Below are 13,446 nucleotides of genomic sequence, written 5' to 3'. Positions count from 1 at the left end.
GCTTATTGATATGCTCTTAAGTACCATTTTTATATTATATGAGCTTTTTAATGAGTGCATTACTACGTCATACATCTTCTGGTATTCCTTTATCTTTTATTCTTAAAAACGAATTATCTGACTGGCAAGCACAGCAGCCTGCATTTATACAAAATTGGTTAACTAATACAGGTTTCGAAAAGCAAGGTGTTGCTTTAATCCCTGATGCTAAAACGGGCGAGTTAAGCCAGGTATTTTGTTTAATGCAAAGTAGCGATGATTTTTGGGCTGCGGGTAATTTAGCAAATACACTTCCTACTGGTACTTATCAAATTCAAGGCGAGAGCGCTTTTGTAGAGCAAGTTGCTTTAGGGTTTGTGCTTGGTGGTTACGAATTTAGTGAATATAAAGAAAAACCAACAGCAAAAGCGCAATTAGCCATTAGCGATAAAGCGTTGTTTGAGCGTATTAGCCAACAAGCTGATGCTATTACACTTGCACGTGATTTAGTTAATACGCCAGCGGTAGATATGATGCCGCAACATTTATCGCAAGTAATGGAAGATTTAGCTGCAACTTACAATGGCGAATTTTCACAGTGGATTGGCGATGAGTTACTAGAGCAAAACTACCCGACTATTCACATGGTGGGTCGTGCAAGCGAAAATAAACCGCGTTTACTTGATTTAAAATGGGGCGCAACAGATGCTCCATTAATTACACTAGTAGGTAAGGGCGTATGTTTTGACTCAGGTGGACTTGATTTAAAACCAAGTTCTGGCATGCGTAACATGAAAAAAGACATGGGCGGCGCGGCGCACGTAATTGCACTAGCACAGCTTATTATGGCAGCTAACTTACCAATTAGATTACGAGTGCTTGTACCCGCTGTTGAAAATGCAGTATCGCGCAATGCATTTCGCCCTGGCGATGTTGTTAAAACACGCAAAGGCATTATGGTCGAAATTGATAATACAGACGCAGAAGGGCGCTTAGTATTGTGTGATGCATTAAGCGAAGCACAAAACGATAATCCTGAGCTAATTATTGATTTTGCTACCCTCACGGGTGCATGTCGTGTTGCGTTAGGCACGGAGCTTCCGGGCTTTTTCTCAACAGAGCGCGATGTAGCAAACGGTATTATTGATGCAGGTTTAAGCGTCCATGATCCTGTTTGGCAACTTCCGTTATTTGAGCAATACAAAAACTTACTAAAAAGTGATGTAGCCGATATGGCAAACTGTGCAAGTACACCGTTTGGTGGTGCTATTACTGCAGCGCTTTACTTAAAAGAATTTGTTGAGCCAACAACACCGTGGGTACATTTTGATGTAATGGCGTGGAACTTACGTGCATTACCAGGTCGTCCAACAGGTGGTGAAGCGTTAGGTATTCGTGCTGTATTTAACTACTTACAAAATCGTTTTAATAAATAAGTTTTTGATTCAATAGTAAGAACTTGAGCTTATGAGTTTTAAACCTCATAAAGCTCAAGTGGCAAGTTATCTGGATCGGCAAAAAAGGTAAACTTTTTGCCGGTTATTTCATCCACTCTAATATCCTCAACGTTTACATCGCACGACTCTAAATACGTTTTTGCACTCTGTACATCCGCTACCTTAAAAGCTAAATGTCTTAAGCCTTGTGCTTCGGGATAGCTTGGTCTTGCGGGCGATCCATCAAACGAAAATAGCTCTATTTGGCTACCATCGGGCATGGCTAAATCTAATTTATATGAATTACGATCAGCTCTAAAGTGCTCATTAATAACATTAAGTTTAAGTACATTGCTATAAAAGTGTTTAGAACGTGCATAGTCACTGCAAATAATGGCAGCGTGGTGAATACCTAAAAGTTTCAAATTTAATTCCTTAAAAAGCAAAAACGCACTTAATTAAGTGCGTTTTATATGTGACTTATTACATGTTGTGTTAGCTTGGCTGCGCTTCTTTACATGCTTTAACGGCCGGTGCTACAAGTTCTAAACCGGTTTTATCACATGGCGGTAAAGCGGCATCGCTTACACTAATAGGCGTTACGCGTTCGCCCCATTTTATGTAACTTGCAGCCCAGGTAAGGCCTGCACCAAATGCAGCAGACATAATGTTTGAATGCGGTTTAATTAACCCTTGCTCAACGGCTTCACATAACGCAATAGCAATCGTAGCAGCAGAGGTATTACCATACTCACCAATGTTAACCATTACTTTTTCGTCAGGTACTTTTAAACGATGCTGAATAGCTTGAATAATACGTAAGTTAGCTTGGTGTGGAACTAGTACATTAATGTCATCAAGGCTCAAATCGGCTTGTTTAAGTACATCGTCGCACGCTTCGCTCATGCCTTTAACAGCACGTTTGAAAATTTCACGACCTTCAAATAATAAATCAGATGGTCCAATTGGCTCATATTTATTTAAATCACTACCAAAGTTAGTGATGTGTAAAATATCGCGGTCTTCACTGTCACAACCAGTTTTGGTTGCTAGTAAACCCGCTGGCGTATCTGCCGCTTCAAGTACTACTGCACCTGCGCCATCGCCAAATAAAACAGCGCTATCGCGACGTGCCCAGTTTACGTACCAGGTCATACGCTCAGCGGCAATGACCACTGCTTTTTTGATCATACCCGCTTGAATTTGTGCTGTAGCAGCTTGCAATGCATATAAAAAGCCCGAACATGCCGCGTTTGTATCCATTGCGGCAGCGCCTGTTGCACCAATGTTTTTTTGCACTTGTGAGGCGGTATTTGCCACAACAGTAGAAGGTGTACAGGTTGCTAATATTACTAAATCAATATCTTTGGGATCAACGCCTGCGCACGCAATAGCATGCTTAGCTGCAACGGTTGCCAGCTCGGCGGTACTTACATGGCTCACACGGCGAGATTTAATGCCTGTACGCGTGGTTATCCACTCGTCGGTGGTATCAACTATTTCACTAATTTCATCGTTGCTAATGCTTGCTGGTGGAATGCATTTACCCCAACCAGTGATATGTGCGTAAGGCATAGTATGTTCTCTTAAGGTGGTCTGACATGTATTTCTAATGGGTGAGTTATACCAAAAAACGGCTTTCAAGACTAGTTTATAGCATGCTTTGTATCGTAAATATTCGCAATTACGGGTTATTTAAGGTAATGCTAGTATAAAAAAGGAGCAAGTATGAAAACAACACTAATAACAACATTCACTGGAATAACGCTGGCATTAATTGCAAACGGGGCTTTTGCTCAACAGCATAAAATTATATATGCGGGCAGTTTACTTGCATCCGAGGATCAAAAAGTAAAAACAGAGCAAACGTTAGTTATAACAGATAATACAATAACAGCCATTAAAGACGGCTACCTCACAAAAGTAGAACTTAACCTACCTGATGCCGATATTATCAATCTTAAAAATCAATTTGTAATGCCTGGTCTTATTGATATGCATGTTCACGTTACGTTTGAGCGAGATGCTAAAGCAAACCCTCACCGCTGGGCAACAGAATATGATGCCGACTATGCTTTGCGCTCAATTAAATATTTGCAACGTACGCTAGATGCGGGTTTTACATCAGTGCGAGATTTAGGTAGCGATCATAAAGTTATATTTCCGCTAAAACGCGCTATCGAGAGAAATGATATTAACGGCCCTCGTATTTTTGCAGCGGGTAATACAATATCGCCTACCGGTGGACACGCAGATATGCACGGTTATCGAAAAGATATTACAGATGCGGTTACAGGTGGGATTGGTATTTGTAATGGCGCGGATGATTGTAGCCGTGCGGTACGCGAGGTAATTAAAAGTGGAGCTGATGTAATTAAAATTACTGCCACGGGTGGAGTACTAAGTAATACCGCTGCTGGTGTTAACCAACAACTTACAGATGCAGAGCTGATTGCAATTGTTGATACTGCTCATCACTTGGGGCGTAAAGTTACAGCGCATGCACACGGTACACAAGGTATAAAAGCGGCCTTAAAAGCCGGTGTAGATTCTATTGAGCATGGCTCTTATTTAGATAAAGAGGCAATAAAGTTATTTAAAAAAACGGGAGCTTATTTAGTACCGACGCTTTTAGCGGGTGCAACGGTAAGTGAAGAGGTGCTTACAAATCCAAATATGCCACCGGCAATAGCCGACAAAGTGCGTGAAGTGACTCCAAAAATGCAGGCTTCGTTTAAACTTGCACTGAAAAATAAGGTTAATATAGCTTTTGGAACAGACTCTGGGGTGTCGCGTCATGGGCTCAATGCTAACGAATTTAGTTTAATGGTAAACAATGGTATGAGCGAAGCCCAAGCTATTAAATCAGCAACTATACATGCAGCTAAACTGCTGGGGCAAAGCGCACTCATTGGCGACTTGAGTGTTGGTAAACAAGCAGATATTATCAGTGTGAATGGCTCACCGCTTAAAAATATCGACGTACTTAAAAACGTGCAATTTGTTATGAAAGCCGGGCAAGTTTATAAACAATAGGGAAGGTTATGAGCAGCAAAATAAAAGTGTCGTTGTTTAATCATTTGATTGACGCTGAGCGCCAGTTACTAGACCCAGAAGTTCGCCAATCTGAGCGCGCATTAGATGCTTTACTCGATGATGAATTTATCGAAATTGCTGCCAATGGCACTACATTTAATAAATACCAAGTACTTACCCGCTTACCTACCGAGGTTGTGCCACAGTTTTATAATCAGCATTTTAAGGGCCGAATGCTGAGCGATGATGTAGTGCAACTTAGTTATCAAGCAGCTTATAGGCGCTCTGCTCGCAGTGAATTTAATTATTCATTGCGTATGTCGCTTTGGCGTAAGCAAGGTGAGCAATGGCAAATGGTGTTTCACCAAGGAACGCCTTGTGCTCCGTTTTCAATTTCGATGGATGATGATTAAAAATTACATAACCGTTAAAATAACCATATTAAACATTTGATTGGGCAATTACCTCTTGTTAATGCAAACCGACCCCACCATTAGTCGACTATTGATGCTGCGAAGTGGCGCAATTGCAGTGCAATTAATTGCGGTGCTTAGCGTTTATTTTTTGCTAGAACATCAAATCGCATTACTGCCTTTGCTGATTGTTATTGCCGTTGAGGCTGTGTTTCAGCTTATTAGCCTGTTTGCCTATCGTAATGTAAGCCGCGCTAAACCTTTGGGTATGTTGATGCAGTTAACCGCTGATGTATTATTTTTAACGGTTTTGCTCTCACTAAGTGGCGGTGCAACTAATGCATTTGTATCGTTGTTATTACTCCCAATAATGATCGCTGCTGTTACGATGCGAGAAAAAGGATTAGCTTATATTGCGGTATTAGCCATTGCCGCATACAGTTTTTTACTGATAAAGATGCCCGATCACAGTATGCATCAAATGAATATGAGTGGTCACTTTATTGGCATGTGGGTCAATTTTGTTTTAAGTGCCAGTGTAATTGCACTTGTTATTGGCGCAATGAGCAGGGCACTTAAAGAGCGAGAGCGAATTATTGCAAACGTGCGTGAAAAACAATTGCGTAATGAACAGCTTGTTACCCTTGATGGGGCCGCTGCACAAATAACCCATCAACTAGCGACCCCAATTGCAAACTTACAGTTACTGTTTGAAGAGTTATTAGAAGATCAACCAAACAATCCTATTGTTAAGCACATGCAAGCGCCGCTTACTCAGTGCAGTACACAACTTAACGACTTTAGAAAACTCTCAGAGCAATTACGTCTTAAAAATTCGCAAGAGCATACCACCGTAAAGCAACTGCAAACACAAATTACAGACACACTTCTACTACAACACCCTGATCAGCACATTAAATGGATTACGCCACCTATTGCAGCAACATTATTGAGTGATGCGATGTTATTGCCCGCTATTTTAAATTTATTGCAAAATGCCGCGCTTGCTAATCAAAAACAAGGTCAAACCCAGTTAGAGCTGAGTTGGCAGCAAGATAACTTACATAGTGAATGCGTTTACTTGTTAATTCGTGATTTTGGCTGTGGCTTTTCGTCATCGCAATTAGCAGAGCTGGGCGGGCAACTTATGCCAAGCGATCAAGGAATGGGGCTTGCTGTGCTTTTATCAAACGTTACTTTTGAGCGTTTGAATGGCTCACTTACCTTGTTTAACCATGCAGATGGCGGCGCTGTCGCCAAAGTTAAACTCGCTATTGTAAACACTGAGAATAACGCCTTATGAAGTTACTTATAATTGAAGACGACATAAATTTAGCCAGCACACTGGCAAGGCGCTTAACTAAACAAGGCTTTATCTGCGAGGTGGCGCATAACCAAAGTGATGCGTTACTTACCGCGCGTAAACTATTGCCCGACTTTATTTTATTAGACATGAAACTAGGTGACGATAACGGACTTGTACTCATAAAGCCGCTGCGTAGTTTGCTCACTCAGGCTCATATTGTTTTACTAACTGGGTTTGCAAGTATAGCAACCGCAGTAGAGGCAATGCGTTTAGGCGCAAACGACTACCTTACTAAACCGGTTGATATGGCAACATTATTAAAAGCGCTTAACACCGAGCCTGTGGCATCGGCATCGAGTGTTATTGATGATGCGGTTATGTCGCCAGAGCGTTTAGAGTGGGAGCATATTCAACAAGTATTACACAGTAATAATGGCAATGTGTCGGTTACCGCAAGGCAACTTAATATGCACAGACGTACTTTGCAGCGCAAGTTACAAAAAAAGCCGGTGCAGCAGTAATTTAGTACTTAATTTAAGGAAAGTGTTATGAGCGATGATGCAGTGACACTAATGCAAAATCAAAAAATTATATTATTTGATGCGCAATGTAAGCTTTGCAGCGCGTGGTGTAACTTTATTATTGCTCACGATAAAAATACTATTTTTAGATTATGCAGCGTGCAATCTCCAAAAGGGGAACTGTTGTTAACACACTTTGGTTTTTCAACAATTGAATATGCCTCAATGGTTTACCTAGAAAACGGTAAAGCGTATACGCAAAGCCATGCTTTTTTTAACGTTGTTAAGCAGCTAGGTTACCCATACAAACTAGCAACTGTATTTAGTATTTTGCCAAATAGGTTTAATAATTGGTTATACGATAGGGTTGCTTTAAACCGCTATACCTTATTTGGAAAATATCAGTACTGCAGAATACCCAACCCAGAGGATGCCAAACATTATTTAACCTGAACGCAGGTAAAGAAATTTACTAATGTTTTGAATCATAGTGCTCCATTAGACAAATACTTTAAGCAGTGGAATAACCGCAATGATGCAATATAAGCTGCTTATGCATCGGTCAGCTGTTAGGGTTTTTTCAATACCTGACACCACCGATGGTATAACTAATGGATTAAATTCAGCTATAAAGAAGGTTGAAATAGCTACACTGTATTGTGAAGCCCTCCTTCTGGAATTAGGTGCTAATATGTTTAAAAAAAGCAAAGTTTTTTTGTCGTAATGTTTTTAGCTTAATTCGCTTGGAGTACTTATTTAGTAGCAATTGTTTCAGAAGGCCTGGCTACGAAAAGTTGGCCTGTGGTCGAGGGTACTGTTATTTTTAGTAATGCATTGCGTATACAACATAACCAGGAGCGCTATATTATAGAGGTCGAATACTCGTATTCAGTTGAGAAAAAGCTATTTGTTGGAAACCGAGTATCTAACTTTAACTCTATGCTTGATAGAACGGATCGAGATTTCTAACTTAAGAAATATGAAATGAGCGATAAAGTTAATGTTTATTATAACCTTAAGGAGCCTAGTAAAGCCTACCTAATAGTCGGTGTGGACTACGGTATTTATCTTTTGTTGTTTGCGCTTATAGCAATGGTAGTTTATTCAGCCGTGAATTTAAGAAGGTTATTTAAAAACTGATTTTAGAAAGGCTCATAGCAGAGGCAGAAAACTAATTGGGTTAGGTTTTTTCTTCTTGCCTTTGGTTGATTACTGCTAATCTTGAGGTATTAATTTATACAAATTGATAGGTTATAAAATGACTAGGCCTCTCAGGTTAGAGTGTACGGATGCGTTATAGGGCTATCCTCCCCGAAAATTAATAGAAGCCAAATGTATAATTTTTTCTTATTGTAAACATAGGAGGAAAATATGAAAAAATTTATATCTATGTCTAAATTGTTATTTTTAATAGTATCTGTTTTTTCTGTAAAAGCATTTCCTTTACAGGAAAATATTGAATGTAAAAAAGTATCATGGGGTCAACTGTTTAAGAATCAAAGTGAGCTGATTGGAACTAAAGTGTGCTTAGTTGGATATTATGGACACTGTACCACTACACACCTTGTTTTTTATGAAGATCATGCAGCTTTAGAGAATATGTCAAAGCAATACTTAGTATTCCCATTTTACGGTGATGTAACGGAGGGGTTTGTTAAGCGTTGTAGCGATAGAATGCTTTTAGTGGAGGGCGTTATTTCCAGCCATGAAAAAAGTAAAGCACCACGAATAAGGAAAGTAACTAGGTTAAGCCCATTCTCAGACCCTGAATATAGCTGCTTAGATCAAATATCAGGTTTCGTGAATTAAAGTGTACTATTAAGTGTTGCCAATTATTAGATTGGTTAGCTATAAGTAGATGCTAGGTTTAGGTGGCTGTGCTAAAATCGCCGCGTTTAATTTTAGCTAACGGTATAAAAGGCTTTTTTCATGGCAAACACAGCACATGCACTTCACATTTTGGTTAAGCACAAAGAAATTGCAGAAGATATTATTAAGCAATTGGGTAAAGGTGCAAAGTTTCAAACCTTAGCTAAAAAGTATTCATCATGCCCATCGGGTAAAAAAGGCGGGGATTTAGGTGAATTTGGACGCGGGCAAATGGTCCCACAGTTTGACAAAATTGCATTTAAAGGTGCAATTTTAGAACCCCACCTAGTTAAAACAAAATTCGGCTGGCATGTTATTAAAGTGCTTTATCGTACTTAGTTTACTTTTAAGTAAGAAGTAACCTTCGCTATATAGAAAAAGGCTGCAATGTGCAGCCTGTTTTAGTTAGTTATTATTTTGCTAAATTAAAATCTATAGTCATTTCTAAATTCTCATCAACTACCGCAATACCATTAACTACTTTAGGTGCGTAACGCCATTTAGAAAGAGAGCGAATCGCTGCTTTATCAAAAATTTTCACAGGCTCAGCTTTAATCACTTTAATATTAATGGGCTTACCAGATGTATTTACATCAAAAGACATTGTCACACTACCTTCAATTTTTTCACGGACACTTTTAATTGGATACTCCGGAGGACTGGGCATTATTAGCGTAGAGTGAGGGTTATCAGGTAGAGGTGTTGTCGAACATGCGGTTAAAAGAAACAGTGAAGTTAATGTTGTAATTATATATTTCATTATAAATCCCTTTATAGGTATTGTTATCGATTTGTTAAATGTAGTTTCTATAATGACACCAAAAGAGATCTAAGGTAAATAACAACTTTGTATTATTTTTGAACTGATAAATATATAAGAAAGGCTGCAATGTGCAGCCTTTTTTAAGTATTAAACAACAATTTTACTCGTTAAGCGTCTTGCTTGGCTTCTTCTTCACTAATTTGTTTTAGTGCTTGAATGAATGAGTCGCTTGGTTGTCCGCCAGTGAGTGCATATTTATCGTTTATGATAAATGTAGGGACGGAAGTAATACCCATCTGTTTAAAGTTGTCTTGCTCTTGGCGTACGTCTTGTACGTATTTGTCTGAATGTAGAATACCGCGCGCAGTTTCTTTATCAAGACCCACTTTTTCAACAACGTCGAGCAGTGCTTCTTCTTGATTTAAGTATTTTAAATCTGTGAAGTGCGCTTCAAAAAAGGCGAGTTTTAACTCGGTTTGCTTACCTTCTTCACGTGCCCACATTAATAAACGATGCAAATCAAAGCTGTTGATCATGATGCGTTTGCCATCAAAATTAAAGGTAAACCCAGCACGTTGACCGGCTTCGAACATGTTTTTACGATTTTCGTCGCCTTGTTCTTCACTTAGGTTGTACTTTTGCATTAAATGTTCGTTTAAATCCTGACCTTCAATTGGCATATCTGGATTTAGTTCAAAAGGATGCCACGTAATATCTGCGCTCATTTCGTCTTTAAGTTGCTCTAGTGCAGTTTCTAGGTTTTTATAACCCACTACACACCAAGGGCACATTACGTCTGAAACGATATCAATTTTAAAGTTTTTCATATTTATCCTTTTGAGGATTGCTTATAACTAAGTATAAAAAAGGATATTGGGATTAATTTAGCTTTATCAATACCAAACTAAAAAGAGCAGCTATACAGCTGCTCTTTTAGAAGGTAATAATCTTTAGGCGTTAAGCCCAAATGGGTCGTCAATGCTATAACTTGGTTGTGTAAACCAATGAGGGCCGTTGTCGGTCATGTAAAAATGATCTTCTAAACGCACGCCAAATTCATCGGGTATAACTAACATTGGCTCGTTACTAAAGCACATGCCAGGGGCAAGTGGGGTTTTATCACCGCCAACTAAGTATGGCCATTCGTGAATGTCTAGCCCAATGCCGTGCCCCGTTCGATGCGGGCAACCCGGTGTTTGGTACTGCGGACCTAGCCCTTGCGCCGCTAAATAAGTACGTGCGCCCGCGTCTACGTCTTCGCAGGTAGCACCGATTTTAGCGGCATTAAACGCGGCCATTTGCGCTGCTTTTTCATGATCCCAAAACATCCGTTGGCGCATTGTAGGTTCGCCAAATACATAGGTACGGGTTATATCAGATAGGTAATCGTGTACTTTACAGCCGGTATCAATTAATACCATATCGCCTTTTTTAAGTACTTGGGCGTCTTTAACACCGTGCGGAAAAGACGTTGCAACACCAAATAAAACAATACAAAAATAGTTACCTGGCGCGCCTACTTTTTGATGTGCTTGCTTAATAAAGGCTTCTACTTCGGTGGTGGTTACTCCCTCATAAAGCATGCTTGCTGTGGCTTGATGCACGGCTAAGGTCATATCCATCGCGCGCTGCATTAAGCTAAGCTCGTGAATTGATTTATGCATACGGCAATGCGCCGTTACAGGTTGTGCGTTTATGAGTGTTAAACCCGTTTGCGCTTTATTAATGCCGTCGAATATAAAAAATTGTGCGCTTTCATCAATGCCAATGGTTGCGTTTTCATTAATATTTAACTTTTTTAGTACTTCGACAAAAAGTGCATAAGGATTTTCGTGCTCTTGCCACCCATGAATAGGTCCCTCTATTACTTTAAACCCGTTTAGTGAACCAATTTCGAAATAAGGCGCAATGTATTGTACTTCACCAAGGGCCGGTAATATTGCGCCAACCATGCGCTCGCTCGCGTACCATTTCATACCTGTAAAGTAGGTTAGGTTGGTGCCAGCGTTTAAATAAATTGCATCTATGTTGTTTGCAAGCATATAAGCTTGCGCTTTGGCTATGCGCTCTAAATGTTCGTCAGCAGCAATAGGGGTTAGCGTTTGCGTCATATTACTTAGGCTTGCCAGCGCTTGCTCGCTTGATTGTGTACCTATGCCTATAGTGGTCATGTTTTTCTCCTTGGATTTTTAGCTAGTGTGATTAATACCAAGGTAAAATTCAATGTTATGCGATAAGAGGCTAATAGTTTATAGCCTCTTAAATGATCATATTATTTTTTAGCGTAAGGTAAACGCGTGAGTTTATTGCTTGTGTGGTAGCTATCAAGCCCGGTTACTGCCACTGTTTCTATTGCTTGTAAATCTAGGAAACCATCGCTTTGCAGCGCGGCTTTATCAACAAAAACATCCATAATTTCGCCAATAACGAGCTCAGTCCCATTGATGGCTAAATGTTGATTTTCTACAAATTTAACCGAGTACTTTAAGCGGCTTTCTTTTACAAAAGGGGCTGCAAAGTCGTTTAAGTATTCAGGTGTTAAGCCTGTAGCATCAAACTCAGACTCGTCTTTATCGTAACGGGCTGAAGTTTGATGAGCTTGTTTATAAATCGACTTATTCACTTGATTAATGGTGTAAGTGCCCGTTTGTAAAATATTTTCAAACGTATGACGCGGCACACTATGAGGGCGCATAATCATGGCGACCAAAGGTGGGTTAGCCCCAAGGTGAATAACCGAACTTACAATCGACAAGTTGGTATTGCCGAGTAAGTCTTGCGTGCCAATTAAATTAGCGCTTTTAAAACCCGAAAGAGAATTAATTAAATGTGTACGGGTATGTTTTTCAAGTGCGTCTATTTGCGCTTTAGTAAAATGCATTAAAAGTCCTTACCACGGTATTGTAGAGCCTTGCCAGTCTAAATAAGCAGGCTCACCGTTTAGTTTTAAATCAGGGTTATTGTTTGTTAATTCAAATAGTTGCTTGGCTACAAATTCAGGCGTAAATAATTTGCCTTCAGGTACATTTTTTTGAAAGGGCTTTGAAAGTGCTGTATCTGTAGTGCCAGGGTGAAACAGAATGAGTTTGGTATTTTTAGCACGACGAGCAAGCTCTATAGCAGCGGTTTTAAATAGCATGTTAAGCGCCGCTTTAGATGCGCGGTAAGTATACCAACCACCTAATTTATTGTCGTTTATGCTGCCTACGCGCGCACTTAATGCAGTAATAGTACACTGCGTTTTGTGGGTTAACAGTGGTAATACGCTCTGTAAGCAAAGTAGGGGAGTTAGGGTGTTTGAATTTAGAAGTTGGCTAAAATACTCAGCGTCTAAATCCTCCAGCTTTTTTTCAGGCATATGGGTTTCGTTGTGCAGTGTACCATTGAATATAATAACTTGTTGTATATCGGCATTTTGCTCTTTTAGGTAATTAGTAACGCGCGCTAAACTTTGTTTTGTGTAGTCAGTATGCAGGTGGACAACACTTGAGCCAGACTCAATACTTTTTGAACTAATACAAACGATCTGATGAGTAGGCGTGTTTATTTGTAGATGTTCCATGTATGCATTTGCTATGGCACTGCTTGCGCCGAATAAAACAATAGTTTTCATTTATCACCTTTTGCTTTTAGTCCACATTGGCCATTACTGCACTGAGTATTTGGCATTAAAAAGCGACTGATGGAGTGCCGATACTTAGCAAATAATAGGTATCCGCAGTCAGCGAAAAAGCGAATTATTGGCAAGCGAAAAATTTTCAACCAGCTGTGTTTACCCACTATTTTCCATGCTTCGTAAGTTACATCGAGCCCATAAATCATTTCACCTGATTGCTTTTGAGCTTGAAGGTAGTTCATTGCTTTGTCTTTATCAATATACGGGTAGCGCTCACTGAAGTCGCTCGCGTTAAGATCTTCAAGCGTAATTAAGTTTTTGTTATCAGCGTGTTTTAGTTGCTGCATTTCGGTGCTACAAAGAGGGCAGTTACCATCGTAAAAAATGATCATGTGAATTCTTTGTGATTATTTTATATATACTTTTTTACGACAAGACATTGCAAATGGATCTATTAAATATCTCTTCATGATGATATTAATAGTGTCCTACGAAAAAATGGAGACT

Annotated in this window: 16 protein-coding genes; 8 read left to right on the top strand and 8 right to left on the bottom strand. The window is 39.6% G+C overall.

Annotated elements, in window-relative coordinates; genetic code table 11:
- Window positions 1–50 precede the first annotated feature (50 nt).
- Entirely contained in the window at window positions 51–1,415 is a 1,365-nt protein-coding gene (locus I6E72_RS14050) for a leucyl aminopeptidase family protein (protein ID WP_024605692.1), read from the top strand.
- A 38-nt stretch (window positions 1,416–1,453) separates the two neighbouring features.
- Here I6E72_RS14050 and gloA2 read toward each other — a convergent pair whose 3' ends face one another.
- A complete protein-coding gene (gene gloA2 / locus I6E72_RS14045) occupies window positions 1,454–1,840 on the bottom strand; it encodes an SMU1112c/YaeR family gloxylase I-like metalloprotein (RefSeq protein ID WP_197112732.1) in 387 nt (128 codons plus the stop codon).
- 70 nt (window positions 1,841–1,910) lie between these two features.
- A complete protein-coding gene (locus I6E72_RS14040; RefSeq protein WP_008133848.1) occupies window positions 1,911–2,990 on the bottom strand; it encodes a ketoacyl-ACP synthase III in 1,080 nt (359 codons plus the stop codon).
- A gap of 153 nt (window positions 2,991–3,143) precedes the next feature.
- Here I6E72_RS14040 and I6E72_RS14035 point away from each other — a divergent pair, with 153 nt between their 5' ends.
- From I6E72_RS14035 to I6E72_RS14005, 7 genes are all read left to right on the top strand, one after another.
- Window positions 3,144–4,451: a metal-dependent hydrolase family protein gene (locus I6E72_RS14035; protein WP_197112731.1), complete on the top strand. Its 1,308-nt coding sequence runs from the start codon at window positions 3,144–3,146 to the stop codon at window positions 4,449–4,451.
- 8 nt (window positions 4,452–4,459) lie between these two features.
- Window positions 4,460–4,864, top strand: a complete 405-nt coding sequence (locus I6E72_RS14030; RefSeq protein ID WP_008171412.1) for a nuclear transport factor 2 family protein — start codon at window positions 4,460–4,462, stop codon at window positions 4,862–4,864.
- Between the two features lie 61 nt (window positions 4,865–4,925).
- Window positions 4,926–6,167 carry a sensor histidine kinase gene (locus I6E72_RS14025; protein ID WP_197112771.1) on the top strand — a complete coding sequence of 414 codons (1,242 nt, stop codon included), beginning with the start codon at window positions 4,926–4,928 and terminating at the stop codon, window positions 6,165–6,167.
- Window positions 6,164–6,691 carry a response regulator transcription factor gene (locus I6E72_RS14020; RefSeq protein WP_165735898.1) on the top strand — a complete coding sequence of 176 codons (528 nt, stop codon included), beginning with the start codon at window positions 6,164–6,166 and terminating at the stop codon, window positions 6,689–6,691. Before I6E72_RS14025 ends, I6E72_RS14020 begins: the two co-directional genes overlap by 4 nt.
- Window positions 6,692–6,718: 27 nt before the next feature.
- Window positions 6,719–7,144, top strand: coding sequence for a thiol-disulfide oxidoreductase DCC family protein (locus tag I6E72_RS14015; RefSeq protein ID WP_197112730.1), 426 nt, complete (start codon window positions 6,719–6,721; stop codon window positions 7,142–7,144).
- A gap of 918 nt (window positions 7,145–8,062) precedes the next feature.
- Window positions 8,063–8,500, top strand: a complete 438-nt coding sequence (locus I6E72_RS14010; RefSeq protein ID WP_197112729.1) for a hypothetical protein — start codon at window positions 8,063–8,065, stop codon at window positions 8,498–8,500.
- 120 nt (window positions 8,501–8,620) lie between these two features.
- The gene (locus I6E72_RS14005; RefSeq protein WP_008171402.1) at window positions 8,621–8,899 is read left to right on the top strand and encodes a peptidylprolyl isomerase; all 279 of its coding nucleotides are present in this window, start codon (window positions 8,621–8,623) and stop codon (window positions 8,897–8,899) included.
- A 73-nt stretch (window positions 8,900–8,972) separates the two neighbouring features.
- Here the strand turns inward: I6E72_RS14005 and I6E72_RS14000 are convergent, their stop codons facing one another.
- The 6 genes from I6E72_RS14000 to I6E72_RS13975 all read right to left on the bottom strand — a co-directional run bounded on the left by I6E72_RS14000 (window position 8,973) and on the right by I6E72_RS13975 (window position 13,331).
- On the bottom strand, window positions 8,973–9,320 hold the full coding sequence (locus I6E72_RS14000) for an energy transducer TonB (protein ID WP_197100660.1): 348 nt from the start codon (window positions 9,318–9,320) through the stop codon (window positions 8,973–8,975).
- A gap of 170 nt (window positions 9,321–9,490) precedes the next feature.
- Window positions 9,491–10,150 carry a DsbA family oxidoreductase gene (locus I6E72_RS13995; protein WP_008134379.1) on the bottom strand — a complete coding sequence of 220 codons (660 nt, stop codon included), beginning with the start codon at window positions 10,148–10,150 and terminating at the stop codon, window positions 9,491–9,493.
- Window positions 10,151–10,273: 123 nt separating this feature from the next.
- Window positions 10,274–11,494 carry a M24 family metallopeptidase gene (locus tag I6E72_RS13990; RefSeq protein ID WP_197112728.1) on the bottom strand — a complete coding sequence of 407 codons (1,221 nt, stop codon included), beginning with the start codon at window positions 11,492–11,494 and terminating at the stop codon, window positions 10,274–10,276.
- 101 nt (window positions 11,495–11,595) lie between these two features.
- The gene (locus tag I6E72_RS13985; protein ID WP_121953601.1) at window positions 11,596–12,204 is read right to left on the bottom strand and encodes a flavin reductase family protein; all 609 of its coding nucleotides are present in this window, start codon (window positions 12,202–12,204) and stop codon (window positions 11,596–11,598) included.
- Between the two features lie 9 nt (window positions 12,205–12,213).
- Window positions 12,214–12,936: an SDR family NAD(P)-dependent oxidoreductase gene (locus I6E72_RS13980; RefSeq protein ID WP_197112726.1), complete on the bottom strand. Its 723-nt coding sequence runs from the start codon at window positions 12,934–12,936 to the stop codon at window positions 12,214–12,216.
- A complete protein-coding gene (locus tag I6E72_RS13975) occupies window positions 12,933–13,331 on the bottom strand; it encodes a thiol-disulfide oxidoreductase DCC family protein (RefSeq protein WP_121953599.1) in 399 nt (132 codons plus the stop codon). Before I6E72_RS13975 ends, I6E72_RS13980 begins: the two co-directional genes overlap by 4 nt.
- Window positions 13,332–13,446: the final 115 nt, after the last annotated feature.

The organism is Pseudoalteromonas sp. NSLLW24 (assembly GCF_015864725.1).
GTDB classification, from domain to species: domain Bacteria; phylum Pseudomonadota; class Gammaproteobacteria; order Enterobacterales; family Alteromonadaceae; genus Pseudoalteromonas; species Pseudoalteromonas arctica.
The sequence above is the reverse complement of the archived record's forward strand: the minus strand, read 5'-3'. Positions and strand labels throughout refer to the sequence as shown.

What these genes read in the sequence shown, in the direction of transcription:
- I6E72_RS14050 (WP_024605692.1), top strand. Translation starts at nt 51, where the DNA reads ATGAGTGCATTACTACGTCATACATCTTCTGGTATTCCTTTATCTTTT.
- I6E72_RS14040 (WP_008133848.1), bottom strand. Translation starts at nt 2,990, where the DNA reads ATGCCTTACGCACATATCACTGGTTGGGGTAAATGCATTCCACCAGCA.
- I6E72_RS14035 (WP_197112731.1), top strand. Translation starts at nt 3,144, where the DNA reads ATGAAAACAACACTAATAACAACATTCACTGGAATAACGCTGGCATTA.
- I6E72_RS14030 (WP_008171412.1), top strand. Translation starts at nt 4,460, where the DNA reads ATGAGCAGCAAAATAAAAGTGTCGTTGTTTAATCATTTGATTGACGCT.
- I6E72_RS14025 (WP_197112771.1), top strand. Translation starts at nt 4,926, where the DNA reads ATGCAAACCGACCCCACCATTAGTCGACTATTGATGCTGCGAAGTGGC.
- I6E72_RS14020 (WP_165735898.1), top strand. Translation starts at nt 6,164, where the DNA reads ATGAAGTTACTTATAATTGAAGACGACATAAATTTAGCCAGCACACTG.
- I6E72_RS14015 (WP_197112730.1), top strand. Translation starts at nt 6,719, where the DNA reads ATGAGCGATGATGCAGTGACACTAATGCAAAATCAAAAAATTATATTA.
- I6E72_RS14010 (WP_197112729.1), top strand. Translation starts at nt 8,063, where the DNA reads ATGAAAAAATTTATATCTATGTCTAAATTGTTATTTTTAATAGTATCT.
- I6E72_RS14005 (WP_008171402.1), top strand. Translation starts at nt 8,621, where the DNA reads ATGGCAAACACAGCACATGCACTTCACATTTTGGTTAAGCACAAAGAA.
- I6E72_RS14000 (WP_197100660.1), bottom strand. Translation starts at nt 9,320, where the DNA reads ATGAAATATATAATTACAACATTAACTTCACTGTTTCTTTTAACCGCA.
- I6E72_RS13995 (WP_008134379.1), bottom strand. Translation starts at nt 10,150, where the DNA reads ATGAAAAACTTTAAAATTGATATCGTTTCAGACGTAATGTGCCCTTGG.
- I6E72_RS13990 (WP_197112728.1), bottom strand. Translation starts at nt 11,494, where the DNA reads ATGACCACTATAGGCATAGGTACACAATCAAGCGAGCAAGCGCTGGCA.
- I6E72_RS13985 (WP_121953601.1), bottom strand. Translation starts at nt 12,204, where the DNA reads ATGCATTTTACTAAAGCGCAAATAGACGCACTTGAAAAACATACCCGT.
- I6E72_RS13980 (WP_197112726.1), bottom strand. Translation starts at nt 12,936, where the DNA reads ATGAAAACTATTGTTTTATTCGGCGCAAGCAGTGCCATAGCAAATGCA.
- I6E72_RS13975 (WP_121953599.1), bottom strand. Translation starts at nt 13,331, where the DNA reads ATGATCATTTTTTACGATGGTAACTGCCCTCTTTGTAGCACCGAAATG.